General features: G+C 58.6%; 16 protein-coding genes and 1 riboswitch. Of the genes, 9 read left to right on the top strand and 7 right to left on the bottom strand.

Annotated elements, in window-relative coordinates; genetic code table 11:
- Positions 1-280: 280 nt before the first annotated feature.
- Entirely contained in the window at positions 281-1,045 is a 765-nt protein-coding gene (locus tag NLN62_RS09025) for a ferredoxin--NADP reductase (RefSeq protein ID WP_254108455.1), read from the top strand.
- Between the two features lie 70 nt (positions 1,046-1,115).
- Here NLN62_RS09025 and phnY read toward each other — a convergent pair whose 3' ends face one another.
- From phnY to NLN62_RS08995, 6 genes are all read right to left on the bottom strand, one after another.
- Positions 1,116-2,558, bottom strand: a complete 1,443-nt coding sequence (gene phnY, locus NLN62_RS09020; protein WP_027525714.1) for a phosphonoacetaldehyde dehydrogenase — start codon at positions 2,556-2,558, stop codon at positions 1,116-1,118.
- Positions 2,559-3,102: 544 nt separating this feature from the next.
- Positions 3,103-3,324 (bottom strand): hypothetical protein, encoded by a 222-nt coding sequence (locus tag NLN62_RS09015; RefSeq protein ID WP_254108354.1) that lies wholly within the window; start codon positions 3,322-3,324, stop codon positions 3,103-3,105.
- Positions 3,321-4,100 carry an IS21-like element helper ATPase IstB gene (gene istB / locus NLN62_RS09010; RefSeq protein ID WP_254108353.1) on the bottom strand — a complete coding sequence of 260 codons (780 nt, stop codon included), beginning with the start codon at positions 4,098-4,100 and terminating at the stop codon, positions 3,321-3,323. The genes NLN62_RS09015 and istB overlap by 4 nt, the downstream gene beginning before the upstream one ends.
- On the bottom strand, positions 4,090-5,628 hold the full coding sequence (gene istA / locus NLN62_RS09005; protein WP_254108352.1) for an IS21 family transposase: 1,539 nt from the start codon (positions 5,626-5,628) through the stop codon (positions 4,090-4,092). Before istA ends, istB begins: the two co-directional genes overlap by 11 nt.
- A 674-nt stretch (positions 5,629-6,302) precedes the next feature.
- Positions 6,303-7,310 carry a thiamine pyrophosphate-dependent enzyme gene (locus NLN62_RS09000; RefSeq protein WP_254108454.1) on the bottom strand — a complete coding sequence of 336 codons (1,008 nt, stop codon included), beginning with the start codon at positions 7,308-7,310 and terminating at the stop codon, positions 6,303-6,305.
- Positions 7,311-7,380: 70 nt separating this feature from the next.
- A complete protein-coding gene (locus NLN62_RS08995; protein WP_254108453.1) occupies positions 7,381-8,457 on the bottom strand; it encodes a methyltransferase in 1,077 nt (358 codons plus the stop codon).
- Positions 8,458-9,098: 641 nt separating this feature from the next.
- On the opposite strand from NLN62_RS08995, the gene NLN62_RS08990 reads away from it, so the two are divergent.
- From NLN62_RS08990 to NLN62_RS08970, 5 genes are all read left to right on the top strand, one after another.
- Positions 9,099-10,736, top strand: a complete 1,638-nt coding sequence (locus tag NLN62_RS08990) for an NAD(P)/FAD-dependent oxidoreductase (protein ID WP_254113396.1) — start codon at positions 9,099-9,101, stop codon at positions 10,734-10,736.
- A gap of 57 nt (positions 10,737-10,793) precedes the next feature.
- Complete coding sequence (locus NLN62_RS08985; RefSeq protein WP_254108452.1) at positions 10,794-13,244, top strand: CoA transferase; 2,451 nt, start codon at positions 10,794-10,796, stop codon at positions 13,242-13,244.
- Positions 13,245-13,870: 626 nt separating this feature from the next.
- Complete coding sequence (locus NLN62_RS08980; RefSeq protein ID WP_254108451.1) at positions 13,871-14,794, top strand: DUF5050 domain-containing protein; 924 nt, start codon at positions 13,871-13,873, stop codon at positions 14,792-14,794.
- A 437-nt stretch (positions 14,795-15,231) separates the two neighbouring features.
- A complete protein-coding gene (locus NLN62_RS08975) occupies positions 15,232-16,125 on the top strand; it encodes a 3-keto-5-aminohexanoate cleavage protein (RefSeq protein WP_254108450.1) in 894 nt (297 codons plus the stop codon).
- Positions 16,126-16,348: 223 nt separating this feature from the next.
- Positions 16,349-17,671, top strand: coding sequence for an MFS transporter (locus NLN62_RS08970; protein ID WP_254108449.1), 1,323 nt, complete (start codon positions 16,349-16,351; stop codon positions 17,669-17,671).
- A gap of 318 nt (positions 17,672-17,989) precedes the next feature.
- Here the strand turns inward: NLN62_RS08970 and metE are convergent, their stop codons facing one another.
- Positions 17,990-20,320, bottom strand: coding sequence for a 5-methyltetrahydropteroyltriglutamate--homocysteine S-methyltransferase (gene metE / locus NLN62_RS08965; protein WP_254108448.1), 2,331 nt, complete (start codon positions 20,318-20,320; stop codon positions 17,990-17,992).
- A 103-nt stretch (positions 20,321-20,423) separates the two neighbouring features.
- Positions 20,424-20,650: riboswitch (cobalamin riboswitch) on the bottom strand.
- A gap of 537 nt (positions 20,651-21,187) precedes the next feature.
- Here metE and NLN62_RS08960 point away from each other — a divergent pair.
- The 3 genes from NLN62_RS08960 to NLN62_RS08950 all read left to right on the top strand — a co-directional run bounded on the left by NLN62_RS08960 (position 21,188) and on the right by NLN62_RS08950 (position 26,584).
- Positions 21,188-22,117 (top strand): TauD/TfdA family dioxygenase, encoded by a 930-nt coding sequence (locus NLN62_RS08960; protein WP_254108447.1) that lies wholly within the window; start codon positions 21,188-21,190, stop codon positions 22,115-22,117.
- A gap of 1,023 nt (positions 22,118-23,140) precedes the next feature.
- Positions 23,141-24,697: a carbohydrate porin gene (locus NLN62_RS08955; RefSeq protein WP_254108446.1), complete on the top strand. Its 1,557-nt coding sequence runs from the start codon at positions 23,141-23,143 to the stop codon at positions 24,695-24,697.
- A 390-nt stretch (positions 24,698-25,087) separates the two neighbouring features.
- Positions 25,088-26,584 carry an aspartate ammonia-lyase gene (locus tag NLN62_RS08950; protein ID WP_254108445.1) on the top strand — a complete coding sequence of 499 codons (1,497 nt, stop codon included), beginning with the start codon at positions 25,088-25,090 and terminating at the stop codon, positions 26,582-26,584.
- Positions 26,585-26,757 lie beyond the last annotated feature (173 nt).

Here is a 26,757-nt window from a genome sequence, read left to right as displayed (position 1 = left end):
GGACGATCTCCGCATTCCCCTAACCGATGTCCCATTCCCGAGACCTAAGTACGAGCGCTCCCTCGCTCCTACGGAGCAATCGTGGGTGTTTCATGCGCAATCGTGACCTTGTGTCCGACAGCTTCCTGACACTGACCGCGATCAGTCTGATGGTGCTCTGCTCGCGCCTGCTCGCCTTTGCGTTCACTTAAAGCGACGCGCTCGTTGCGTTTCGCCTTGACTATGTTCTTTTCGGAAAACAGGTGCCCGGATCACACTCTAACCTCGCGGGAGCGGTGAGATGAGCAATTTCAGCCAGGAAAGCGTGCTGAGCGTCCATCACTGGACCGACAATCTCTTTAGCTTCACCACCACGCGCAATCCATCGTTCCGCTTCCGCAGCGGCGAATTCACCATGATCGGGCTCAAGGTCGACGAAAAGCCGCTGCTGCGCGCCTACGGCCTCGCCAGCGCCCATTACGAGGACCGGCTGGAGTTCTTCTCGACCAGAGAGCCGAACGATCCCTTAACCTCGCGTCTGCAGCATTTGAAGGAAGGTGACAAGATCATCGTGAGCCGCAAGGCGACCGGAGCGCTGGTCATCGACAATCTCGAGGATGGGCGCAATCTCTATCTGGTCGGCACCGGCACCGGCCTTGCCCCGCTCCTCAGCGTGATCAAGAATCCCGAAACCTATCTACGGTTCGAAAACGTCGTGCTGCTGCATGGCTGCCGCCGCGTCGCCGAGCTTGCCTATGGCGAGATGATCACGGAAAAACTGCCGAGCGACGAGCTGCTCGGCGACTTCGTGCGCTACCAGCTGATCTATTATCCGACCGTGACCCGTGATCGTTTCTGCAACTGCGGCCGGATCACCGACCTGATCGCGTCAGGCAAGCTATTCACGGAAATCGAGCTGCCGGAACTTGAGCCGCAGCATGACCGCGTCATGATCTGTGGCAGCGCCGCCCTGGCGCGCGATACCCGCGGGCTGTTGGTGGGGAGGGGCTTTGTTGAAGGCAGTCACGGCAAGCCCGCGCAATTCGTGGTCGAAAACGGCGTTTGAACCGTAGCCCTTGATTGCGATGCAATAGGACGATTCCTCCGCCTTCGGCGCCAGCCAAAAAGCAGTTGGCCTAGACTGGCCATGGAAGCGAGTAGGTCTTCAACTGCGTGAAGCTACGCATTGCTTCCAGCACACCCTCCTTGTGCCCGAGTCCGGACTGCTTGATCCCCCCGAACGGGGTCAATTCGGTGCGATATCCGGGAACTTCCCATACGTTGACGCAGCCAACGGCGAGACCGTCGATGAGCTTCGTCACATGATCGAGCCGGTTGGAGCAGACTCCGGCAGAAAGTCCGAACTTGGTCGCGTTGGCGATCGATATGATCTGATCAACATCGTTCGGACAACGGATGATCGGCAGCACAGGTCCGAATGTTTCTTCAATAACCAGTTCGGACCTTGGTGAGACATGGTCCAACAGGGTGGGCGGATAAGATGCGCCGTCAGGTACGTTGCCGAGCAATAGAGTAGCACCAGCATCGACGGCATCGGTAACGCGCCGAGCAATCAGTTCGGCCGCCTCTTGATTGATGACGGTGCCGAGGTCAACCGATGGATCGCTCGGATCGCCGGTCGAGAGCTTCCGCATGTGATGGAGCGCCCGCTCGGCAAATTCGTCGGCGATCGAGTCAACCACGAGCGCCCGCTTGACAGCTGTACATCGCTGCCCCGAATTCTTGATCGCTCCTTGAACAGCCAGATGCGCCGCCCGATCAACATCGGCATCTTCAAGCACAATGATCGGATCGTTTCCACCGAGCTCCAAGATGAGCTTCCGGTAACCGGCCCGTTCCGCAATGTGATGCCCAACGCGAACGGAGCCGGTAAATGTCACCAGCTCCGCATCGGGATCGGTGAACATCGCATCTGCCAAGCCGTGGGGGGCCCCTGTCACGATCGAAAGCATACCCTCCGGAAGGCCTTGCTCGTACAGAATCCTGCCAAGCGCCAGAGCAGTCAACGGCGCCCGCTCAGACGGCTTCAGGACCACGCGGTTGTTCGTCGCAATGGCGGGAGCGAGTTTATGGCTGACGAGATTGAGAGGATGGTTAAAAGGCGTGATAGCGGAGATCGCACCGGCGAGCGGTGTGCGCATGGAAAAAATGCGCCGATCATGGGGGGTTACGCCAATGTCAGATGGATAAATCTCGCCCTCGCTCTGGATCAAGGTGTGGGCAGCAAATGACCAGACATCGCAAGCACGCCCGGTTTCATGCAAAGAGTCCTTTAGGCAGAGGCCGGTTTCTGCCGTGATAAGCCGAGCAAACCGGTCTTGATCTCTCCTAACAGCGCTTGCCGTCCCCAGGAGGATATCCGTTCGTTCGCGGCGCGTGAGCCGAGGATGAGTCCGCGCAGCTATCTCAAATGCTTGGCGTGCATGCTCCGGTCTGGCCTGCGGGACGCTGCCAAGAAGCATTCCTGTGAATGGATTGCGGACTTCGATGGTCGCGTCCGAGTGGGCAGGCGCGCCCGCGATGAGCATTGGATGATAGTCTTGATCGTTATCGTGCATGCCATAACTCGATTGTTTGCGCCTATTTAAAATCCGAGACAGGTCTCGCGTTGCTTCGAAGTAGCTTGTTAGCCCATAACGACCCGGTTCCCCCTCCAAACAGAGCGATGAAAATCAGGCATACGTCCGACCATAGAACTGTGACGCCAGTCCCTTTATGCCGGCGGTCGCGGGCTCGTTACGGCGAATGCTGACACAGCGCTGAAAGATAGTTTTGTTCTGCAGGGGAGAATATCGACTCGTGACGCGGGGAAGCTGAGAGGGATGGAGGCGGTTGACTTTGCAGACCACGAAGTGAGGCCCCCTACGCTGAGAGCATTGCCGCATGATAGTCGCGATATGCTCGGCTCGCTCACAGCGGGTAGCCGTTTGATACCCGCAGGCGGACGCGACGACTTCGAGAGACGTCGTTCGTGACGTCGAGAGCTGTTGGTGACTTTCTAAATCCGCACAAAAATGACGACAAGAATGGGCGGTAGGATGGTGAGGGAACTAAAAAGGCGGCCCGCAAAGGCCGCCGCCGAGTGTCGCAGTGGTGTGTGTTTCAGAAGGAGTGTGGTTGCTCTTCGTCGTCGCGGTGATCGGCCGGCGCTTGTTGCTCCTGGATGAGTTCCTGGATCTTGAGGCAGTAGTGCGACCAGATGCTGTCGGATAGATCCTTGAGGAGCTCGTGGACAGCGAGCGCCTGCTCCGGGGTCCATTCGGGATTGATGAGGAAGCTGATCCCGAAGTTGAGGCCGGATGGTTGATGGTGGTTTCTGGTCATGCAACGTGCTCCTTCTCGTTGGTACTGGCGGGCCGGCTTCGATGCTGTGTGCTCTGGGCCTCGGCGCGTTCCAGAGCTTCCTTGAGGCGGTAGGATTCGCCGTCGATGGAGATCACCTCGGATCGGTGCACGAGGCGGTCGACGAGGCTGACGACGCATGCGGCATTTGGGAAGACCTCCGTCCATGCGGCGAAGGGCTTGTTGGTGGTCACGATTGTGGAGCGGGCCTGATAGCGCCGGCTGACGAGTTCGAACAGCAGGTCTGCGTGACGGTTCGAGTAGGATAGATATCCCACCTCGTCGATCGCCAGAACGTCGGCGGCGGCGTAGTGATGGAGCCTTCGGCGCAAAGCGGTATCGCTGTCGAGGGCGGCAAGCTCGCCGAGCATTTCGCTGGCCGATCGGAACAAGACCGAGTGACCGGCGATGAGCGCCTGGTAGGCGATATTCTGCGCGAGGGTCGATTTGCCGACGCCGTTTGGTCCGACGAAGACGATGTTGGTTGCGTCGTTCATGAAGGACAGCGACATCAATTGCTCCACTGCGGCGCGGTCGAGGCGCCTGGGCCAGAGCCAGTCGTAATCGGCCATCGGTTTGAAGTGACCGATCCTGGCGTCGCGCAGGCGTCGCTGCAGCGAGCGCCGGGCACGTTCCTCCTCCTCCCATTGCAGCATGGGGGCCAGCCATGGGGCGCCGGCGATTTCGTCCCAGTGTTCGACCAGGCCGTTGAGGCGCAGCGCCTTGGCGCGGTTCAGCAGGGCATCATCAGTGCTCATCGTCGTTATCTCCAGAAGGGGTCAGTTGGTCGTAGCTGTCGAGGCGGTGCGGCCGGACCGTTGTATCCTTGCGCCGCACATGTTCGGGCAGGCTGGTTTCGACGGGCGGCGGTTCACCACGCTCAAGGCGCCGACGTTCGAGTGCGGCGCGGACCGTCGCCGCATGGACGGAGCCCGCACGCAAAGCGTCCTCGACGGCGGCCTGCAATTCCGTTGCGCCGTAGCGATCGAGCAGCCGCAGCAGCGCGGTCGTGAGCGCACCGATGTTGGCGCCACGTTCGGCGGCCCTGATCATCAGGGTCTGACAGACCGGCACGGTTCGGGTGAGGCTGTTGAGGCCGCGATGCTGGCGCGCCTCACGCTTGATCTCGGCGAGATCCTTCAGGTGTCGTCGGTCTTCGATCTCTTGGCCACGATCATAGCTGCGACGGTGACTGGCGATCATTTGCGCGCCGTCGAAGATCCGGACCTGGCTGAGATCGGCCCGCACGCTCAGCATGCGCCGAACATGGGTATGGGGAACCGTGTAGTCGTTCAGGTCGAACCGCACATAGGGCGTTTTGCCGACCTTCACGGCGACCTGCTCCTCAACGGGATACGGGTTGGCGGGCAGCGGCAGAAGCAGTGGTTGCTCCTTTGCGAACGCCTGGCGTACTGTCATCTCGCGATCCTCCGGACATGGTCGGTCCGCCGCTTCGGATCGGCACCATTGTTCGGCCTGGGCATTCAGCTCGTCGAGATCGGTGAACTTGCGGGCGATGAAGAATGCCTCCCGGATATGCCGTATAGCGCGCTCGACACGGCCTTTTTCGTTGCCCCGGGCAACCGCGACAGGACGCGGCTCGAACCGATAATGGCCGGCGAAGGCAAGCAGCGTGGGATGGAATCGGATCGCATCGCCCTGGCGCTCGAGCACCGCGCTCTTAAGATTGTCGTAGAGCAGGACCCGGGGCAGCCCACACCATGTGTTGAACGCGCCGATGTGGCCGCGCAGGAAGTTTTCCATGCGCGCATCGAGGAAGAAGCGCAGGTAGATGTCGCGCGAGTACGACAGCACCATGACGAACGCCATCAGCGGACGGCGGGCGCGACCGATCTCGATGTGACCGAAGTGCCCCCAATCCACCTGCCCTTGTTCAGACGGCAACGTGCGCAGCCGCAGGAACGCCTCGGCTGGCTTGCGTGGACGGTGCAGAGCGATCAGGTGCCGGAAGTAGCTGGGCGACCCGCGGTAGCCGCGCTCACGCATCATCGCATACAGGCGGCTGGCCGTGAGTGCGGGGAACTGCTCCAGCGTCTTCAGGACGATCGGCAGATAGGGCTCGATCTTCGTGGGGCGCAATATCGGCCTATTCCTGGGCAGTCCGGCCTGGGTCAGGACGCGATGCACGGTCGTGTGATGAACGTGCAACTGCTTCGCAATGGTGCCGCAGCGCCATTTCTCGACGTGATACAGACGCAGGATCTGCGCTTCCAATTCAGGGGTAACGGTCATCGGTCGGGTCTCGGCCTCCATAGGGGTGAGCATGACGAGGCCCCCGGCGACGCACGAAGCCGGTACGAAGGAACAGCGACAACCGACAGCCGCAGAACCGACAGCTCGGCATGGGCATGATCGATGTCGTCGCTCGCTCGCCGACGTCAGTAGGTGCAACAACGACATCGTCCGCAGGCCGGCGCAGTAGTGAACCGACAGGCCATGCGGGTGGAGAGTGATGCGTCACGTTATTGTGCCGCGCCCGGTATCGTCGGGCGCGGGTCGCATGCGCCAGGCGTCCGCGGCGGCTGCGCTGATAACGCCGTCCCGCCTCGCGCAGGCTCTCGCGGCGGGCAGCACGGGCGCAGTCATGGCCGCAATAGCGTTGTCCCCGGTCGCAGTTGCGGCAGATCGTTACCTGCGAACGGCAGCGGCCGCACAGAAAGAAGCGGCCCGTGAGCATCCGCGGCGGTCCTTTCGGAGCGCCGCCGGAGGTTGGTGGAAAAGGTCGACGGAATGCGCTGACAGTGCGATAGTGCAGGCCGCGCACCGTCCGTGGGGCGTGACATCGAGCCCCACTTGCCAGTTGAGATCGGTGTTACGCCGGCTTTGTTTCTGCGGCGCTGATTACCCGCAGATCTACCATAAGGCAGGCGCAAAGCGGGGTACGTCGAAAGGAGCCTCAGGGCGCCCGGAGACGTGCCCCGCGTCTTTTATTCCTCAACTCAGACGCTGGTCGTCGCCGCAAAGGCGTCCGCCCGCTTCGGCGCGATTGGTGAGCGCGCGTGCGGACGCCTTCGCTCTACCGCCGTCGACCTCGTCGTCATTCTTGCGCGGTTTTCGACAGTCAACGACAAGAGCTGACCGCCTGTCGAAACATACCCTTCGTTGTCCAGCACCACATGCATGAGATTCTGGGGGCTGGCATAGCCAATAGTCGATAGAATCCCCATGTGCATGAGCACGCCGCCGTCTCCATCCAATGCCAGGACGGGTCGGGCAGGCGAGGCCAGCGCGAGCCCTGCTGCCACCGCGCTACAATGCCCAAGGGAGCCCTGCATGTAGAAATTCAGAGGACGATCTTGGACACGGAACAGCTCACGCGAGATGAACCCGGTTGTAGAGACAATGAGAGTGTCGTTTTGGAGCTGCTGGCAAATCAACTCTATGGCTTGCCCGACACTGAGCCCGTAATGGATTGCATCAGCTCGTGGTTCAGCCGCGCTGCAGTCGGATAGCTGGCCTTGCCGGAAGAGCAATGCAAACGGGGCAGAGCGATGAAATTCATCGTTGCCGCGCGCGAGCGCGTGATCCAAGCCGGACTCGGTCCCATCGAAGTCACACCATTCAATGGAGAGCTCGTTCAAGAGAGTTTTTGTCTTGGCACCCATGATCGCGTGTTGTGGCTCGTCGACAGATTCGTCGGGGTGGCCGCGAACGGACAAGAGGAGCAAGAGCGGAATTTTGTTGACCATCAACAGAGATGTAAGCGGGTTGATGATATTGCCGAGCCCAGAGTTTTGAAGCGCAACGACGCCTCGCTGTCCTGAGAGAACCGCGCCAGCAGCTAGCGCAATTGCGCTGCCTTCATTGGCCGCAGGCACGGCCAGGAATCCAGGAGAGTCAGCCACTTGCTCAAATAGATCGCCAAAGATGGAACACGGTACCCCAGAAAAAATGCTGTACCCAGCCGCGCGGATCTTCGACAACAGAACGCGGGTTGGAATAGACATGTCGTGCTCACGCGATTCATAAGAGGAGCGGCGGAGTAAGTCGCTCCCCAAAGCGGTAGAGTCATAAGCGTCAGGCGATCTTTTTCGCAACGATGAGGCTGCGATTGCAGATGGATTTGTGGTAGTCGATCTCCTGGAAGCCGGTGCTCTCGAGCATGACCCGCATGTCCTCGAAGGAGTAACAGCAGCCCTCGTACCCCGTCGTAAGCAGCACGGAATATTCTGCTTCGGCAGCCGGAGACGGGTGGCCTCCGCGGTCGTCAGGGTGGCAGCTGTAAATTGCTATGCGACCGCCGCAAGTAATGCTGTCGAAAGACTTGCTCAGGAGCAGTTGGACCTTGTCAGGTCCCCAATTGTGAAGGACGTGCGAATAGAGGTGCAGGCTGGCGTCCCGGGGCAGGGGGTCGACGAACATGTCGCCAGCTATGACATGGGCACGACCCGGGTACAAATTGCGGTCAGTGAGACAGCTCCTTGCAAGTTGATCAACGGGTGGACGCTCAAAGATCGTTGCCGAGAGTGAAGAATAGCGCATCAACAAATGCGCAGAATAGACGCCTGATCCACCACCTACATCGAGCAAAGAAGTATCGTTCGTGCAGTCAAGCAGCTTCGCGAGGTGCGGAGCAAAGATCCGTCCGCGTTCCTCCATGCCTCGTGTGTTCAGATCGGCAAACTCATCCGTCTGCATCAATGCGTCCCAGGTCTTGGTTACGCCGCGCTCAATGTGCCAGGTGTCCGAGCCGTCTTGTCGCAGGATCTCATAAAGTTCCCGAACAGAAGGCTTATACTTCATCGTTGCAATATACGAGGTGATGTTGTCCGCGGAATTGCCACTCAGATACTGAACGGCGCTGGCCGTTGCGTGCAGCCGGCCGGATTGGTTGGAGATGAGGCCCCATGATTCGAGGAGTCGAACCATGGTCCGCGTTGGCCGCTCCCGAAGAGAGAAATGGAGTCGCAGTTCCGCCTCGGTGGCCGGGTGACCATCCAGGTAAGTAAAGAGATCAAGCCATGAGACCGCGGCGATATAGAGATCCGCGGCATACGAGCTGTCGCGCCACTTGATAATTTGTGAGATATCGGGAGGGTAGACAGAGGCGGCTTCAGAGATATGGGCGCGTGACGTCAGTGCAGACGATTGCATTTGCCGCAAGTCCTTAGAAAGATTTGTATCTGTGGATGAGTTATTGCTGATCTCGGCAAGCTCTAGCCCGACATTCGGCCAGCAATCAGTGACACACGTGCGTCATTTCAATCAATTGCTAGTATTGGTAGTTGACCTTTCGCAAACTCTTGCATCCCGCACGATGTTGTAGGAGTGGCGGCCAAGCTCCGAAAATCACAAGCTGCTCATGCGAACCAACAATCGTATGGCTCGGCAATCCATATCTGAGGAGCACTTTTGGATATGCTTAGCGATTATGCGGTCGCGACGCTCGTTCGAGGCAGTGCAAGAGGTTGCCAGCACCGAATTTGGTTGGCGCGCAACCGCTTGTGTGCGCTTATCGCTCGCATTCCGGTCGCGGCCGGATCGCTGTCGCGTTGTAGCGAAATGCATCCGGCTTTAGAGCGCGGTCTTCTCGACTCATCGAAAATGCTGCGACTCGCATTGGTGGCGCTGTCGCACCTCGGACGTGTGTCGCAACTGCTTCAAAGCGCGTGAGGCACCGCAATCGATCGCGGACGTCTAGTCGTTGTCTTTACGGTTGACTATCGCGACCTATGGGTACTGGTACGATACTTGCTGTTCTCCTCGCTAGATCTCAAAAGCGCGCAGGAGGAGAAATGAACCGGACCACGATCGGGGCCAATGGTGGAAATGGCGTGCATGCGACAGGGAAATTCGACGCCGTGGTCATCGGCGCCGGCGTCGCCGGGCTTTATCAACTCTACCGCCTCCGAGAGCTCGGGCTGCACGTCAGGGCGATCGATGCGGCCTCGGGTGTCGGCGGCACGTGGTATTGGAACCGATATCCCGGTGCGCGCGTCGATTCCGAAGGCCACGTCTATCAGTACCTTTTCTCCGAAAGTCTCTACAAAGGATGGAGCTGGAGCGAAAAGTTTCCGAGCCAGCCGGAAATCGAGCGCTGGCTGAATTACGTAGCGGACGAACTTGATCTGCGCAAAGACATTCAGTTCGGCACGACCGTCCAGAGCGCTCATTTCAATGAGGCGGCCGAACGATGGGTGGTCGCGACCGACAAGGGTGATGTGATAGACACCCAGTTTCTCGTCACCTGTTGCGGCATGCTCTCGGCGCCCCATGTGTCCTTCCCAGGGCAGGAGACGTTCAAAGGCCAGGTGTTTCATACGGCGCGATGGCCGCGACAGGTCGATCTTGCTGGCAAGCGTGTGGGCGTGGTCGGTATCGGAGCGACGGGCATCCAAGTGATCCAGACGATTGCGCAAGAAGTTGGCCATCTCAAGGTGTTCGTCCGCACGCCGCAATACATCATCCCTATGAACAATCCCAAATACGCCGCCGCAGACGTCGAAGCCTACAAGTCGAAGTTCAAAGCGCTTGCCGAGCGGCTGCCGCATACGTTCACGGGCTTCGAATACGATGTTGAGCACGCCTGGGCCGATCTGTCCCCGCAACAGCGCCGCAAGGTGATCAAAGACTGCTGGAACGACGGTTCTGTGAAGTTGTGGATCTCGTCCTTCATTGAGCTTTTCTTCGATGAAGCAGTGAACGGGGAGATCTCCGAATTCGTGCGCGCAAAAATGCGCGAGCGGCTAAGGGATCCCAAGCTGTGCGACCTGCTGATCCCAGCCGAATACGGATTCGGTACCCATCTGGTACCTTTGGAGCAGGGTTTCCTCGAGGCATTCCATCGACCCAATGTGGAAATTGTTAGCGTCAAGACCAACGCAATCGAGCGCATCGCGGCCGAAGGCATCCAGACGGCCGACGGCACGATTCACCCGCTCGACGTCATCATCCTGGCGACCGGATTCGACGCAGGAACGGGCGCTTTGACCCGCATCGACATCCGCGGTCGCGATGGACGATCATTGAAGGAGGAGTGGGGCAGAGACATCCGGACCACTATGGGCTTGCAGGTGCACGGCTATCCCAATCTCTTCACGACCGCGGTGCCGCTTGCTCCATCGGCTGCGCTTTGCAACATGACCACCTGCCTGCAGCAGCAGGTCGAGTGGATAACCGGATGCATCAGCTACCTCGGTGGCAAGAACTTGAACGTGATCGAGCCGACCAAAGAGGTGGAAGATCAATGGGTGGCGCATCATGATGAGACTGCCAACGAGATGTTAATCGCCAAGACCAATTCCTGGTACTTGGGATCGAATGTCGAAGGGAAACCGCGCCGGGTCCTCTCCTACACGGGCGGCGTTGGCAGCTATCGACGAAAATGCGGCGAAGTCGCCGCAAGCGGGTATCAGGGCTTTGCCATGCATTAGCTCCATACTTAAGCCGAATCCGTCGCGAGCAGTCGCGAGATTCAAGAGTTCCCCTTGATGGCTTGTTTCGATTGGGAAAATGGAGCCGTGACGGGAGTATTATCAAATCTGCGGGTCGTCGAGATTGGCAGCGCGGCGGCAACTAGCTATTGCGCGCGATTGTTCGCCGACTTCGGCGCGGATGTTCAGAAGATCGAGCCGCCGGCGGGCGATCCACTTCGCTATTTCGCGCCGCTCACTCCAATGGGCCAAAGCGCTTGGTTCGCGTTCCTGAACTTTAATAAGTCAAGCACGATCATCGATCCCGCTGCCCCGAATGCGATCGCGCGGCTGACTGCAATGATCGAGAATTGCGACATTCTAATTGATGGCAGGGACATTGATCCGGCGGATTGCCCGTCCATTGACGTCGCTGCGATCCGCAAACGACGATCCAGATTGATCTACCTCCAAGCGAGCTGGTTCGGCCGCGAGGGTCCTTATGCAGGATTTGCTGCAACCGATACGACGATCCGCGCGCTCGCCGGCCTCATCAAGCTGGTTGGACCGGTGGAGGGGCCACCATTGCACGCGCCCGATTTCCAGACTGGTATCCTCGGTGGCCTGTGGGGGTTTATCGCCGCAGCTTCTTCGGCGGTTGCGCAAATTGAGGGCGAAGCAGGGCCGTCGTGGTCGGTCAGTATCTTCGAATCGAGTCTGGCTATCAGCGAATATCTCATGTTCGAGGCGTTTGCGCGCGGCGAGGTCGTGCATCGGATTGGTATTAACCGCTTCTGGCCGGTTTTCCCGGGCGGCATTTACGAAACCCAGAAAGGCTGGCTCGGCGTGACGACATTCACGCCGGCGCAGTGGCGCGCATTCTGCGACATGCTCGGCCTGTCCGGTTTGCGCGATAATCCGGCGCTGGTCCTTGGCGAAGAGCGTCTGAAGCACATCGAGAGGATCGAACGACAGTTCGTGCCAAGGCTCAAGGCGCGGACAGCACAGGAGTGGTTTGCGGAGGGACTGAAGCGTAGGATCCCGATCGTGCCGGTGCCCGACACGTCCGATCTGCTCCTCGATACCGAGAAAAGGGCGCGCTGCGCAATCGTGCCTGTCGTCCTTGGCCAAGAAGAGGGCAGGACCGCTGGGTCGATGCAGCGGCTGACATTGACGCCGCCGCGCCGAGGAGGCAAGGTTCCGGCGCCCGGCGAGCAGCAAAGTTTCGCGGGCAGCCGAGAGCGGCAATCCTTGGCTGCGTCGCGGACGCTTAGGAGCATGGGTGCCGGCCGGCAGCCCTTGCGTGGAATTCGCGTCATTGACTTCACGATGGGCTGGGCAGGCCCGTTGTGCACGCGCACCCTGGCTGATCTTGGTGCGGACGTCATCAAGATCGAGTCCACCCAGTACCCGGATTGGTGGCGCGGTGTTGACCGGCGGCCCGCTTACGTTGACGCTCAGATGTACGAAAGGGCGCAAGCCTTCTGCATCATGAACCGCAACAAACGCGGTATCACGCTTGACCTCACGCAGCCCCAAGGCCTTGCTCTTGCCAAGCGTCTTTTGGTGGGGGCCGATGTTGTCGTAGACAATTATTCTGTTGATGTGCTGCCGAAACTCGGGCTCGGCCACGATGTGCTCCAAAAGCTCAATCCTCGACTTGTCGTGTTGTCCATGTCAGCGTTTGGCGCGAAAAGCCTCTATCGCGATTGCCGTGCCTACGGCTCCACCCTGGAGCAGGGTTCTGGGTTGCCGAACGTAGTCGGAAACGCGGCTGGGCCACCCGTGATGAGCCACGTCGCCTTTGGGGATGCCGTTGGCGGGTTGAACGGTTGTGCTGCGGTTCTGGTCGCGCTGTTTCACGCCCGCAAAACCGGGCTGGGACAGTTCATCGACCTTGCCCAGATCGAATGCATGATGCCGTTTGTGGCGCCGTGGATCACTGTTCACTCGATCGGCGGTATGCCTCCGCCAAGGTACGGTACTCGACATCCCCAGTTCGTGCCGCATGGCTGCTTCCGCTGCGTGGGTGAGGACAGCTGGGTCATGATAGCCGCAAGCGACGAGAACATGTGGCAAAGGCTCGCCATCCTCATTGGACGGTCAGACTGGGCGATAGACGCCTCGCTGAGATCTGCGGAAGCTCGCCGCGGCATTGAAGACGAAATAGAGAGCGCCATCGAAGCCTGGACGATTACCCGCGATGCGGATCAGGCCATGTCAGAGTTGCAGGCGGAACGAATTGCGGCCGGCGTGGCCCGACAGCCAACTGACCTGCTCAAGGACCCACATCTCAGGTCGCGCGCATTTCTACAGGATATCGAACGTGCCTTCATTGGCATGCACCCACAGCCCTCAATACCGATCCGCGACGGCTCATTGCCCTTTGCGATCCGCACAGCGGCACCAACGCTCGGAGAGCACAACAGCGAGATCCTATCGGAACTTCTCGGGCTTTCCGAGACGGAGATCGCGCAATTGGCGTTGGAAGGCATCATCGGGACGGCGATGGTCTCCGAGGGAAACTAGCAAAAGCAAACGACGTGTCGTGAACATGATAGATCGGCCGCCCATTTCGTTTCCGAAGTCTTATGAAAAGGCACAAGGCACGCATGCCTGGGGCGGATAGTCGTCGACGTTACCTCGACCGGAGACTGAATGCGATTTCTATGCAGTATCGACACCTGATCGGATAGGGGCGATCCCAACCCGTAACAAGGTTACTCCTGAATCTCATGCTCTGAGCCTTCCGCGCCGCTTATCGCACTGCAGGAGTTGAACCAATGCATCCGATGCGTACTGCCCCCAAAGAGCTTTTCGCGCCAATTTCGTGTTCGCAGGATTTGAAGCAGGCGACGACATCTCCTCCTGACCGCAGGCACGCCTGCGCGATTACCGGCGATAGATCCCAGCTATGTCCTTCGACGATCTAATGGTCTGGCAATTGGCCCAGCTCTTGCTCCACGTCCTACCGCCACCGTGAAGCTTCACCGTCGGAATTATCCGCCGTAGAGCATTCCGATGCGAGATGCTTTCAGTGTGTCAAACGACTGGTAAATCGAAAGCGTGACCTCACTCATCAGTGACGGCTGGATTCACATCGCTATGCGGCTTCGGACGCTATCTCGCCTCAAGCACATGGGAGGGAGAATGGCATGACCGACGCTAATGCGACCGACACGGAACTCTCGCCCGACCGGGACTTCTCAGTCCGTCGACGACTATTCTTTCTCGAAGTGAGCACCAACCGTATTCAAGCGATGAATCCGGATGGTTCCGGTAGAAAGGTTGTTGTCGCCGATTGTCAGCTTCCTGACGGAATCGCCATCGATGTCGGCAATAGTCACATCTATTGGACCAACATGGGGTCCGGTGTCGCCGTCAACGATGGTTCGATCGAGCGCGTAAATATTGATGGAAGCGCTCGCAAAGTCATCGTTCCGCCCGGCGTCACGTTCACACCGAAGCAGATCCAGATCGATCAGAGAGGCGGCAAGCTCTACTGGTGTGACCGCGAAGGGATGCAGGTTATGCGGTGCAATCTCGACGGCTCTGAGATAGAGACGCTGATCGAGGCAGGCCGCGGTGACATGGACCGGCGCGACCCGACCAGGTGGTGCATCGGCGTCACGATCGACACCGAGCGCCGCAAAATCTACTGGTCGCAAAAAGGTCCTGACAATGCCGGCCGGGGCCGAATCTTCCGCGCCGACATTGACATCCCCAGGGGTGAACACCCGGCAAACCGCTCCGACATCGAGGTGCTGTTCAATGGCTTGCCGGAACCGATTCACCTTGAATTCGATCTGGCGAACCGCGTGCTCTATTGGACCGACCGCGGTGATCCTCCGCGTGGCAACACAGTCAATCGCGCGCGTGTCGACATAAGGACGGAGCCTGAGATCCTGATCACGCACCTGATGGAGGGTATCGGCATCGCGCTCGACGTTGCCGGCAACCAGATGTTCATCACAGACCTCGCCGGTTCGATCTATTCCGCCGATCTCGATGGAAAGAACAAACGCAATCTCCTTTGGTCTCAGGGAAATTTCACCGGCATCGGGTATGCCGAAATATAACCATCGAGGAATTGAAATGACCGGAAACAAGCCGGTTTCGACAACGCGCCGTCGTCGGCACCGACCTGTTGGCACGAGCTGGACGGCGCTGTTTGCCACAAGAGCACAGATCGTCGCAAACGCCATAGCACTGAAGGCAGAAGGCACGCTGAGGCAGTTCGCGGCGTCCGACGCTCAAGCGGTTGGGCCTCGCGTCCGAAGCGCCGCTCTCGACCCGCAAAGTTCGCGACCTCACTCGCATAAGGTGCCGACGGCACCGTTCTCGTCCGGAACAACGAGCCCGAACGGCTCAAACGACCGGAATGAACGCCGGGTGTTGGAGGCTTCGACTTGCCGCAGAGGTCACTTGCCTGGACGTCTAGCGTCAAAGCGTTCTTGAGCGAAGTGGTCAGATCCGCCCATAAGTGACTTCAGCAGTCGATGTCAGGAGACGAAGTATGAACTTTGAGCGCAAGGTTATTGTCACGATTGCGCCAACGGGAGGCGTGGTGAAAAAATCTCAAAACCCGCACCTTCCGACCCAGCCTAGCGAGATCGCCGAGGATGTGTATAGGTGCTACGATGCGGGCGCATCTATTGTGGCATTGCATGCGCGCAGGCAGGACGATGGCGCGACCTGTAGTTCGGAGATCTACCAGGACATCAACTCCCGGATCCTGACAAAGTGCGGCATCATCATCAATAACAGCACGGGCGGGGGCATCGATGGAGATATGGTGCGATCCATCGGGGCCGGGCTCGATGAGGTTATATTCGAACAGCGTCTAAAAGGCTTCGAAGCCGGCGCTGACATGGCGACATTTGGCGCTCATACCGTTCTGGCCAGCTTTGGTGGCCGTGAGATTGTCGTTAACACCTCGCCCACCCGCTGCAACATCATGGCAAAACGATTCCAAAAGACGGGCATCAAGCCTGAATGGGAATGTTTCTCACTTTCTCATCTTCTCCAAGATCCGATACGCCTTATCAATAAAGGGTTCGACAAGCCGCCCTATTGGATCAATTTCGTTCTTGGCGCTGATCGCGGAATCCAAGGGGGATTGCCGTACACTCCGCAGATTCTCGACATGCTCATCGGGAATCTTCCAAAAGGAGCGATGTTTTGCGTTAGCGGCGTCGGTCGAGCTCAGTTGCCGGCAACAACTCATGCGGTGCTCGCCGGCGGCCACGTTCGCGTCGGACTCGAAGACAATCTGTACCTCGAGCCGGGTATACTTGCCACTAACGTGCGGCTCGTCGAAAGAACGGTAAGAATTATCCGAGAACTCGGGTACGAGCCCGCCACCGCAGTGGAAGCGCGCACGATGCTCGGGCTTGCGCCACGCAAATAGTCCGGTATCGACAGTTCCCAATCGGAAGATGACTCGTTGATCCGATGACCGGCTCTCGACAGGTCCTGAGCATGAGCGTCAATCGTGCAAAGTGTTGTTGATCTTTGAAAATGAGCGATCGGCAACCTGTGGCAAAGACCCTCGAGTTTCAGCCTGGTATCGCCGCGCAGCTTCGGTCCTCGAAAAAGGCGTGACGTCGGCGTCATTTGTAGGAGCAGAACGAGTGGTAGTATCCGTTGCTGCCCAATGTCATAGCAACCATGAGGCGAGCTCTAACCTGGTCGCGAGCGCTGTTGCCAAAAACACGCGGCGGTTGGTGCCACTTTTGGGTCTTGCCTATCTCTTCAACAACCTTGACCGGACCAGCGTCGGCATCGCTGCGCTGCAGATGAACGAAGCCATCGGCTTGAGCGCCTCACAATTCGGCTGGGGGGCGGGGATCCTCTTCTTTGGTTACTGCGTGCTGGAAGTCCCCAGCAACATGATGATGTATCGTTTCGGCGCGCGCCGCTGGCTCGCCCGCATTATGATGACCTGGGGCCTTGCAGCCGCGGCGACGGCATTCGCCGTTGGACCATACAGTTTCTACGTGATCCGCTTCCTTCTGGGCGTGTTTGAAGCAGGCTTCTTCCCCGGCGTCATTTGGTACATCTCAATTTGGTTTCCGGCGCGAACCCGAACGGGCGTTCTTGCCTGGTTCATGGCTGCAACACCGCTGTCAGCGTTGATCGGCAATCCAGTCTCGGCTTTGCTATTAGAAATGGACGGAGTGTGGAGACTGGCCGGCTGGCAGTGGATGTTTTTGATCGAAGGCCTTCCGGCCTGCCTGCTCGGGGTTCTATGCCTCGTCCTGCTTGCCGACACGCCGGACAGGGCCTCGTGGCTGACGCCCACCGAGCGTGATGCGTTGCTGAACGAGCTCGCAACGGAGAAGGACAAGAAGGTCAAGAAGGATCTCTGGGCCGCGATGAAGGACGTCCGCGTGCTCATGTTGACGGGCATCACTTTCGCATTCACGATCGGTTCTTATGGGATCGGCGTCTGGCTCCCCCTGATGCTAAAGAGCCACAACTTGAACAACACGCAGGTCGGTTGGCTCTCGGCCGTGCCCTATCTCTTTGTCACGATAGGCATGTTGTTCTGGGCGCGCCTTGTCGATCGTAAGGGGTACAGGATCTACAACCTGATCGCCGCATTGATGCTTGGCGCGACCGGACTTGTCGTTTCGGTGATGCTCACCTCGCTCGTGTCGGCCCTCACATGCATGACGCTTGCTCTGATCGGCACGATCTCCGCGCGGACGATCCTCTACACGATGCCGCAGAGTTTCCTTACCGGCGCTGCTGCTGCTGGAGGCATCGCATTCATCAATTCCATTGGTGCCTTTGGCGCCTTCGTCGGCCCGTACATGGTTGGCGTTCTTAGGGATGCGACGGGATCCTTTGATATCGGTATGATCGCAATGGCATTCATCCTGGTTGTTGCAACCGGCATCGCCGGCAGCCTTAGGCCGGTGGTTACCTATGGTGATGACGTTTCTTTCTGAGCGGACCACCTGAGGAGAGGCCCCTCCAACCAATCGTGAAGCCGCAGTCGTAGCGTCTGCTGAACGACTGATTGGAAATCGCTGCTGCTTCTCACGTCGTCTGAAACGGTCCTCACCGGACTCCTGGCAGATGCAATTGGCCGCGCCCGCGCATCTCGCTGCCAAGCGACCCAGCGAGGCTGCAACGGGCGCGACCGGCTCGCTCGGCGGAACTGCAATTTGTCGGAGTTCCTCCATTGAAGCGAGTGCATTTGATCCAGAAACGGATCGGCGCTCCGCCAAATGAACGCAACTCTAACTACCGAGCTCGCGCTTGCATCAAGAAGCCTTGCGAAGTTCGCGCGCCGCCGCGACCATGTTGACGAGCGCCGGGCGGACTTCCTCCCATTTGCGGGTCTTCAGGCCGCAATCAGGATTGATCCAGAGCTGCGAGTCCGACAGGCGTTGGCGGGCCAAGGCGATGAGATCTCCGATCTCAGTGGCTTCGGGAACGCGCGGCGAGTGGATGTCATAGACGCCGGGGCCGATGTCGTTCGGGTATTTGAAGGCCGTGAACGCATCAAGCAGCTCCATCTTAGAACGCGACGTCTCGATCGAGATGACATCTGCGTCCATCGCTGCAATTGCACCGATGATGGCGTTGAACTCCGAATAGCACATGTGGGTGTGGATCTGCGTCGCATCTGCGACGCCGGAGGAGCAGATGTGGAAGCTTTCCACAGCCCAGTCGAGATAGGCCTTCCAGTCGGATCGGCGCAGGGGCAAGCCTTCGCGTAGCGCGGCCTCGTCGATCTGGATCATGGTCGCGCCGGCCTTTTCGAGGTCGCCGACCTCGTCGCGGATCGCAAGCGCGATCTGGCGGCAGGTCTTGCTGCGCGGTAGGTCATCGCGGACGAATGACCAGTTCAGGATCGTCACCGGCCCGGTGAGCATTGCTTTCATCGGTTTCTTGGTCAGCGATTGCGCGTAGCGCCACCATTCGACAGTCATGGGCTTCGGTCGCGAGACATCGCCGAACAGAACCGGCGGGCGAACGTAGCGCGAGCCGTAGGACTGCACCCAGCCGTGTTGGGTAAACACGAAGCCGGAGAGCTGCTCGCCGAAATACTGCACCATGTCGTTGCGCTCGAATTCGCCATGCACGAGCACGTCGAGGCCGATGTCTTCCTGCCACTGCACCGTACGGGCCGTCTCCGCCTTGAGGAATTGCTCGTATTGCGCGTCCGTCAGTTTTCCTTTGGCATGAGCAGCGCGAGCGTTGCGAACGTCGGCGGTCTGCGGGAACGAGCCGATCGTCGTCGTCGGAAAGGCCGGCAGACCAAAGCGCTTGCGCTGGACCTCTGCGCGGTTGGCAAAAGCGCTGGTACGGCGGCGCATGGCGTCGTCGATCGCCGCCATTCTCTGTGCAACGATCGCGTCGTGGATTTTCGGGGAGGTCTCGCGCGCCGTCGCCGCTAGATCGGATGCGGTCAGCGCGGCTGCGACACTCGCCTCGCCTGCGAGCGCCTTCGCGATGACCGTGAGCTCGCCGATCTTCTGCACCGAGAAGGCAAGCCAGCTCTTCACGTCCGGATCGAGATCGGTCTCGAGCTCAAGATCGATTGGGACATGCAGGAGCGAGCAGGAGGGTGCGAGCTGCACGCGATCCCTGCCGAACTTTGCAATGACGGGTTTGAACCGCTCGATCAGTGCCGATAGGTCAGAACGCCACACGTTGCGGCCATCGATGACGCCGAGCGAAACCACGAGGTCCGCGCGGGCGCCGCATTCAATCTGGCTCAATTGTTGGGGAGCTCGGATAAGATCGACGTGCAGTCCAGCCACAGGTAGCTTCAGAGCGGTCGCCAGGTTGTCGCCGATCGCTCCGAAATAGGTGGCCAGCATGATCTTGATGGCAGGTACCTCATTGGCGACACACCCATAAGCACGCTGAAGCGCATTCCGCGTTGTCTCGTCGAGATCAAGCACCAGGCACGGCTCGTCAAGCTGGACCCACTCGGCTCCGCGTTTCGCCAGCTCCTTGAGAACCTCGACATAGACGGGCAGGAGACTATCGAGCAGCGAGATCGGATCAAACGCCGGATCAGCGCTCTTGCCGAGCTTCAGGAAGGTGACCGGTCCTACCAGAACGGGACGCGTTTGATAGCCAAGGGCTTTCGCCTCCTCATATTCCTCGATCGGCTTTCGGCAGGAGAGCCTGAAGATCTGACCTTTATGGAATTCGGGCACCATGTAATGGTAGTTGGTATCGAACCACTTGGTCATCTCCTGCGCGGCGGACCCGCCGGCGTCATTGCGGTGACTGCTACTTGCTTCATGCTCCCCGCCTTGAGAGCCGCGCGCCATGGCGAAATAGGTCTTCAGCGGGACCGGACCTACCTCCCAGCCATACGCCTCGGGAATGGCGCCCACCATGACGCTGGTATCGAGAACCTGATCATAGAGTGAAAAGTCATTTGACGGGATGACGGTGACGCCGAGCGAGTGCTGACGCGCCCAATTGGCGACACGAAGACCGGCCGCAGCTTCAAGAAGCTGCCGGCTGCTGATCTTGCCGGCCCAATAGCCTTCGAGTGCCAACTTGAGTTCGCGGCGTGGCCCGATACGTGGCATACCGAGAGTTGCGACAGGAAGTGAGAGAAGAGACATAGCATTAACCCCATTATGGTGGGGGCAAAGGCCATGGCGGACGCGGGCAGGAGGGGCCGCGAAAGCGCCTGCTGCTTGGCGTACCACCGGACACCCCGCCCGTGGACGTTTATGTTGTCGGGGCAGGTCTCCTGGCTCGCGGGTCATCGCCTGCATCCGGCCTTCCCGAAGCATCTGCTTCAGTGACACGTGTGGATGCGGACTCGCCGCTTACAGTTGCGGGGGCAGCGCCGGCATTGCTTCAATCCTGAACGGATCGTGAGCGCACCGGCTTCCCTCTTAGCTCCAGATCGAAGCGAGACCTGGAGAACCTCGACGCCTTCGATTTATCTGCAACCGAGGCCGTACGTCAACCTCGAAGGAGGACCACCTTTTCTGCGGCATGCTGCCGCGAATACGGCCTCAACAATGGAGGTCACTCCAAACGAACAGCCTGACGATGGGGTGCAAAAACCAAATTTTGACCAGCGCCCCGACGGCCATTGTTGTCGATCGGCTTGGCCGCCCTGTCCGATCTCGAGCGTTCTCATGTCCTTATCCAACACCATGAGTTTCTTGTTCGTTCGGCACTGGGCGGCAATTTCTGCATCGATCATCCAGCGAAGTCTAAACCTTTGTGCCCCGGTCAACTACCAATCTTAGCAATTGATCGAACCGGCAGATCGGTCAATCATGGATGAAAGACCTTCACGTAGGCCTCCTCACCTGTCGCAGACCCCGTAAAGAGCGCACGAGGGTGGCTCGTCACCGTCGCCAGTGGAGTTTGGCGGATCCCGCTATGCGGTCCAGCAATTTGGCGCTCGACAGCTCCTATCGCAGCTGAACAGCTGGTCTAGCGAACAAGCCGCGAATTTGGAGAGTTCCGCTATGAGTGCAACGGGCTTGTCGGACAATGTCATTCCTCGCGCCGACATCGTCAAACGCGCAGCGCGCATCGGAGCGGAAATCCGAAACATCAAGCTGTCGGGCGATTTGCCGGACCAGACGATCGCCGCAATCAACGAGCTGCTGCTCGAGAACAAGGTGATCTTCTTTCGCGACCAGGGTCATCTCGACGACGCCGAGCAGGAGCGCTTTGCTCTTCGTTTCGGAAGTCCGGCATGTCATCCGACGCTCGGTGCCATTAAGGGGACGGCGTCGATTATCGAGCTTGATTCGGTCCGCGCCGGCAGCCGGGCCGACTTGTGGCACACCGATGGGACCTTCGTCGATGGCTACCCTAAGATCGCGGTGCTGCGTGGCGTTGTGATGCCACCGTTCGGTGGCGATACGGTCTGGTCAAACACCGTCACAGCCTACCTCGACCTGGCACCGCCGCTGCAACGGCTTGCGGACAAGCTCTGGGCCGTTCACAGCAACGCCTTCGACTACGCGATAATGCCCCGCGCCAGCGAGCTCGACAAGAAGCACTTGGACGAAGTCTTCACCAAAACGATCTATCAGACTGAACATCCAGTCGTGCGCGTCCACCCCGAGACCGGCGAACGCACGCTGCTCCTCGGCGCCCTGGTGCAACGTTTTGTTGGCATCCCGAAATACGACGGCCAGAAGCTGTTTGATCTGTTTCAGTCTCATATCACTGCGCTCGAAAACACCGTGCGCTGGAGTTGGAAGGAAGGTGATGTGGCGATGTGGGACAATCGCGCCACACAACACTACGCGGTGAACGATTACGGCGATCAGCATCGGGTCGTTCGTCGCGCCACCGTCGCGGGCGAGGTACCCGTCAGCATCGATGGTCAGAGCAGCGTAACGCGCATCAAGACAGCAAAAGAGCCGGCCCCGGAGGTCGCCTAGCCGGTCCAAAGGATTGACCGCGGTCCGGCGATGCAAACTCTGCCTTTGTCATCCATCCCTGTATGCAGCATTCTTCAGCTCGGTTCGCCATCGCATTGAACGATGTCATTGAAAGCCATCGTGCCAGCGGCATGGATTCCCGGAGAGGCTGCATCGAGTTTGTTGGAGCTGAGTAAACCTGCAAATGAATGAACCGCAAGAGGCGGAACGTGAGTTATGTCGCGTCAGCACAGGCGATCTTCTTTCGAAAGAATGCCCTCCTTTAGGTTTCCTGCGCGTCTCTCGATCGGTTTTCTCACGCGTATTGACCCCGACATTTGCCGAGCCCCACGTCTTCTGAACCAGAGTCAGCACGTTTCGTTCGTCTTGGGCGACCCAATCCATAGCTATTCAGTAGATTGAAGGTTGTCGTCGATCCGCGCAAATTTATTGCGCGTCAGCAAAACTGGCCTGCCGCTCTGCAAGCGCTTCCGCGGTGGTCTATCCCATGTCTTTGCGAAGCACACTATGAGCGGGAAAGCCAACCTCCCCCAGCAGACGATCCGACGACTTCGTGGCGACGACGCCAAGAGCGTGCTTTGCGCGTCTCGGTGTCTTTAAACGAGCCAACGTCCTGAAATGATTTTTACATCCACCTCTCGGCGCTAATGCCCTGGAGAAGCGAGTATCCAATCGATCGCGCTGTCCGTTGGAATGAGCACGCGAATCGCTAAGCAGCGCCTTGCGCCCGGTCACCTACCAACCTTGGCAATTGATGCAGCTGGCGGGCACATGGCAATTGTGCGTCAACGAAAGTGGTGCCTCTCACGTCAAGGAAGTCGGGATGCAATATGGATCTGGCCGCAGCGACGGGCCTGATGAATCTGCTGTCTCGTCATCTGCGGCTATGGGGTCTACTTCTATCGCAATCTCTCTCGTTTCATGGAAGCCGATAGCAAACTGTCTTGCGCGATCGTCGAGCACTCAGGCGTCAAAGGTCTCGTGGCTTCGGGCTCGTCAGTTTCCTTGTCTCGCGGCTCACGCGTGAAGACGAAAGTTCATGAAGCGAGCGCGCAGCGATGGTTTGCTGTTGCACTGTCTCTCGCGGCGAGTACCGTCGGGGGAGCGGCGGGAGCAGAAGCTGCCAATGAGCCTAGCCCCAAAAACGACACTTCGAGTGAGATTGCGCCGGAAAGAATTCAAAAGAAAAACCTTGCGGCTATCAAATCCCGAAGCGGCCGGTTCCAACGAGCCGGGCGTCTCATCACTAACGCGGCGCCCGCACAGAATACGAATTTGCTTGCGCCAAAATCCGACGGTGCGGCTCTGCTTAGGAAGAATGGAACTCAGAAGAAGACCGCGCCCTTTTCAAAGTTCGCGCACCTCCAGGAAAAAGGTATGTGGCTCAATATTCCCGGGCCGGCCGATACGATAGATCAGGATTACGGCGGCGTTAGATCTGCGCTGGGAGAGGTCGGGATCGGCTATGTCGGCGGGACAGTAAATACCTTCGTAGTCAATCAACTGCCGGATGCAGCGAGAAGCACCATCCGCGATCAGTTATATGTCGGCCAGAACCCGACGTTTAATACCCTAAACTTCATGATCGTGACGTACGATCTCAGCCGCCTTGGGATTCCCGATGGTCAGATCATCTTGGGAGCCCAGCAGCAATATTGGACATGGAAGCCCGGCGGGCCAGATAGGGTCGGGATCAATACGATTGCCTACTATCAGACCGCTTTCGACGGGAAGCTCGAACTCAAATTCGGTTACCTCAGAAACATAAATGAGTTCGTAGGCACGGTGGTCGGAGGGAACGCAGCAGTCAACGTGTTTGGAGCATCATCGAATATCTTGTACCAAGCAGGCATGAGCAACAATGCGGCGCCGACGCCAGCTCTGAATCTGAAGTACAATTTTGATGATCGCTTCTACAATAAAGCCTCAATACAACGTTCCCTCAGCCCAGACGGTCAATCTGCGCAGATCGCTGAAAATCCGACCGGCTTGAACTGGAGCACGACCAACGCGGGCGTTCTTTTTCTCGACGAAACCGGCTACAAGAACAAGGCTGCTCCAGGCTTGCCCGAGACTTGGTTGCGGGCTGGTGCCGGATTCAACAATAGCAGCTTCACGGACTTGCAGCGTCCGACTCAACCGAGAGCCAGCGGAAATAGCATCTATTACATCGCGGCGGATAGGCAGCTCTGGCAGTCTGATGCCCAAGGCTCGGCAGCTCGTGGCATCTATGCGGGATTGTCCGTCATGTACGCGCCGCCTGGCTTAAATCGAGTCAGCCAGTACTATGAGCTTCGTCTTTATGCGAAGGGACTGTTTGACAGCCGGCCGCACGATCAGATTGCTATTGTTGCCACCAACACTGCGTGGAGTAACTTCGCAGTGGATGCTGCCTTGGCCAAGGGCCATCTTGCGCATCGCGACAGTACGGCGATTTCTGGAACATACACGGCGCATCTGGCGCCCGGGATATATTCAAGCTTGGGACTGACATACATCAATAATCCGACAAGCATCACATACACACCCCGTACGGGACATGCGTTGAACTTGTTGGTGTCCACGTCGATGTTCTTCTAAGCTGCGAGAACTTTGATGATGTCTGTGTGCGCTATGCTCGCTACGTGAAGGCGGATATCGCACGCTAGTGCGCCACCGCATAGAAAGAACTGTGAGCCATGTCGCGACCTTCGTCTTTTCAGCTGGTCGCCTAACGTGGCTTCTTAGGCCCGATCCAGCCCCGCATCAGGCGAATCAGGGCAGACGGCATGCGCCATTGCCCAGAAGCGTTGTATGTCGGCTGCTTAGTTCCCGTGTTCAGGGAAGCGAAAAATGCAACGTTTCGGCAAAGCGCGCGGTATTGGAGGAGGACAGCTGCAGATGTCAAAGCGGCGCTCGAGCGAATCTCACCTGAGCAACTAAGGTGTGACCTTGCCCCAATTTGCGGCGGTGTCCAAACGGTGCCGCTGTTTGAGCCAGAGCCGCATCTCGCGCAAAGTGTCGTGCTCTGGTGAACGGATATCGGGTATCGATAATCACCCTCTGAAAGATGAAAGCGTTGTTGTCATGGGGCAGAGTCGAATCGAAGAAGACCTTCTTGGAGAGAGAGAGCTGCCTGCGGACGCGCTCTATGGGATCCATACACTTCGGGCTCTGGAGAATTTTCCACTCACGGGCCGTACGATTGCGACGCTGCCTGAGTTTGTTGCTACAATGGCGATGGTGAAAGAAGCAGCGGCGCGCGCCAATCAAGAGATCGGTGCGCTTTCAACCGATCAGGCGAAAGCCATCATCCAGGCCTGCCAGGAGCTCCGCGCCGGTAAGTACGATGCTCACCTCATGGTCGACGTACTCGAAGGCTCAGGTGGCACATCGTCCAACATGAACGTCAACGAGGTAATCGCAAACCTAGCCGCGCGGCTCGCCGGAAAGCCGGTTGGTAGCTACGCCTTCGTCCATCCAAATGATCACGTCAATCTCGGTCAATCCACCAATGACGTCCTTCCGACGGCCATGAGGCTTGCGGCCTTTCGAGTATCGGAGGGGACGTCGCCCGCCTTGATGCAATTGGCCGGTGCATTCTCCGACAAGAAGAAGGAGTATTGCGAAACCCTGCGGCTCGGCCGGACATGTTTGCAAGATGCAGTTCCAATGCTGTTCGGTCAAACATTCGGGGGATATGAGGCGGTTGTAGAACGCCACGCGAGACATGTGGAGGAGCTCCGCCGCCAACTTCTGGTCGTTCCGCTCGGCGGAACTGCCGTCGGGACCGGCTTGAATTCCAGACCGGGCTACAAAGAGGCGGCCTTTCGACAGCTGTCAAACCTGTTTGGCGACGAGGTCAAACCAGCGGCCGATCCATTTGACGCAATGCAGAACTTAGATGCGTGCGCTCGGCTGTCAGCTGAACTTCGAAATTCAGCAAATTCCCTTTGCAAGATCGCCAACGACCTCACTGTCCTCTCGTCAGGTCCTGGCGGCGCTATCGGAGAGATCGCGCTGCCAGCGATTCAGGCTGGATCTTCGATCATGCCTGGCAAGGTAAATCCAGTGGTTCCTATCGCGGTTTGCCAAGCAGCTTTTGCCATCGCCGGGAACGATGCTGCCATCGCAATGGCCTGCCAACAAGGGCTGCTGGAGATCAATTGTTACGGTATGCTAGTCTGCGATCGCCTGATCGATTCCATCACTCTCCTCCAACGTTCGACGACTATCTTCCTCGAACGTTGCGTACGCTCGCTTTCAGTCAACGAGGAGCGGTGCCGACATAATCTGCTGGCTTCGAATGCACTAGCAACAGCGCTGGTGCCCGAGTTCGGGTATGCAAGTGTCGCCGCGATGGTGCGGACCGCGCTCAACGAACATCGATCGTTTCTCGATATCGCCATCGAGCGTGGCTTGCTGGGGCAGAAAGACGTCCACTCGCTCATGCGCCGCGCTGCGGTTGAATCGACAAGCACGGAGTGAGGCAGATCGGCGAGGGAGACGAAGCGCAATTCAGGGAGGAGGATTCGGGCGTTCTGCTTGGACGCTTCCGCCTTCATCGTCGGATTGTGTTTCTGTGGTGGAGAGAGTGCCCAAGGGCTTGAACGATCCGTTGTCGGGGTCGTGATAGCGAGATGCCAACGCGCGACTCTCAT

Origin of the sequence: Bradyrhizobium sp. CCGUVB23, from assembly GCF_024199885.1 — a bacterium.
Taxonomy (GTDB): Bacteria; Pseudomonadota; Alphaproteobacteria; order Rhizobiales; family Xanthobacteraceae; genus Bradyrhizobium.
The sequence above is the reverse complement of the archived record's forward strand: the minus strand, read 5'-3'. Positions and strand labels throughout refer to the sequence as shown.

Coding starts and splice junctions, on each gene's coding strand:
- NLN62_RS09025 (WP_254108455.1), top strand. CDS start 281: ATGAGCAATTTCAGCCAGGAAAGCGTGCTGAGCGTCCATCACTGGACC.
- phnY (WP_027525714.1), bottom strand. CDS start 2,558: ATGCACGATAACGATCAAGACTATCATCCAATGCTCATCGCGGGCGCG.
- NLN62_RS09015 (WP_254108354.1), bottom strand. CDS start 3,324: ATGACCAGAAACCACCATCAACCATCCGGCCTCAACTTCGGGATCAGC.
- istB (WP_254108353.1), bottom strand. CDS start 4,100: ATGAGCACTGATGATGCCCTGCTGAACCGCGCCAAGGCGCTGCGCCTC.
- istA (WP_254108352.1), bottom strand. CDS start 5,628: ATGCTCACCCCTATGGAGGCCGAGACCCGACCGATGACCGTTACCCCT.
- NLN62_RS09000 (WP_254108454.1), bottom strand. CDS start 7,310: ATGTCTATTCCAACCCGCGTTCTGTTGTCGAAGATCCGCGCGGCTGGG.
- NLN62_RS08995 (WP_254108453.1), bottom strand. CDS start 8,457: ATGCAATCGTCTGCACTGACGTCACGCGCCCATATCTCTGAAGCCGCC.
- NLN62_RS08990 (WP_254113396.1), top strand. CDS start 9,099: ATGAACCGGACCACGATCGGGGCCAATGGTGGAAATGGCGTGCATGCG.
- NLN62_RS08985 (WP_254108452.1), top strand. CDS start 10,794: ATGGCTTGTTTCGATTGGGAAAATGGAGCCGTGACGGGAGTATTATCA.
- NLN62_RS08980 (WP_254108451.1), top strand. CDS start 13,871: ATGACCGACGCTAATGCGACCGACACGGAACTCTCGCCCGACCGGGAC.
- NLN62_RS08975 (WP_254108450.1), top strand. CDS start 15,232: ATGAACTTTGAGCGCAAGGTTATTGTCACGATTGCGCCAACGGGAGGC.
- metE (WP_254108448.1), bottom strand. CDS start 20,320: ATGTCTCTTCTCTCACTTCCTGTCGCAACTCTCGGTATGCCACGTATC.
- NLN62_RS08960 (WP_254108447.1), top strand. CDS start 21,188: ATGAGTGCAACGGGCTTGTCGGACAATGTCATTCCTCGCGCCGACATC.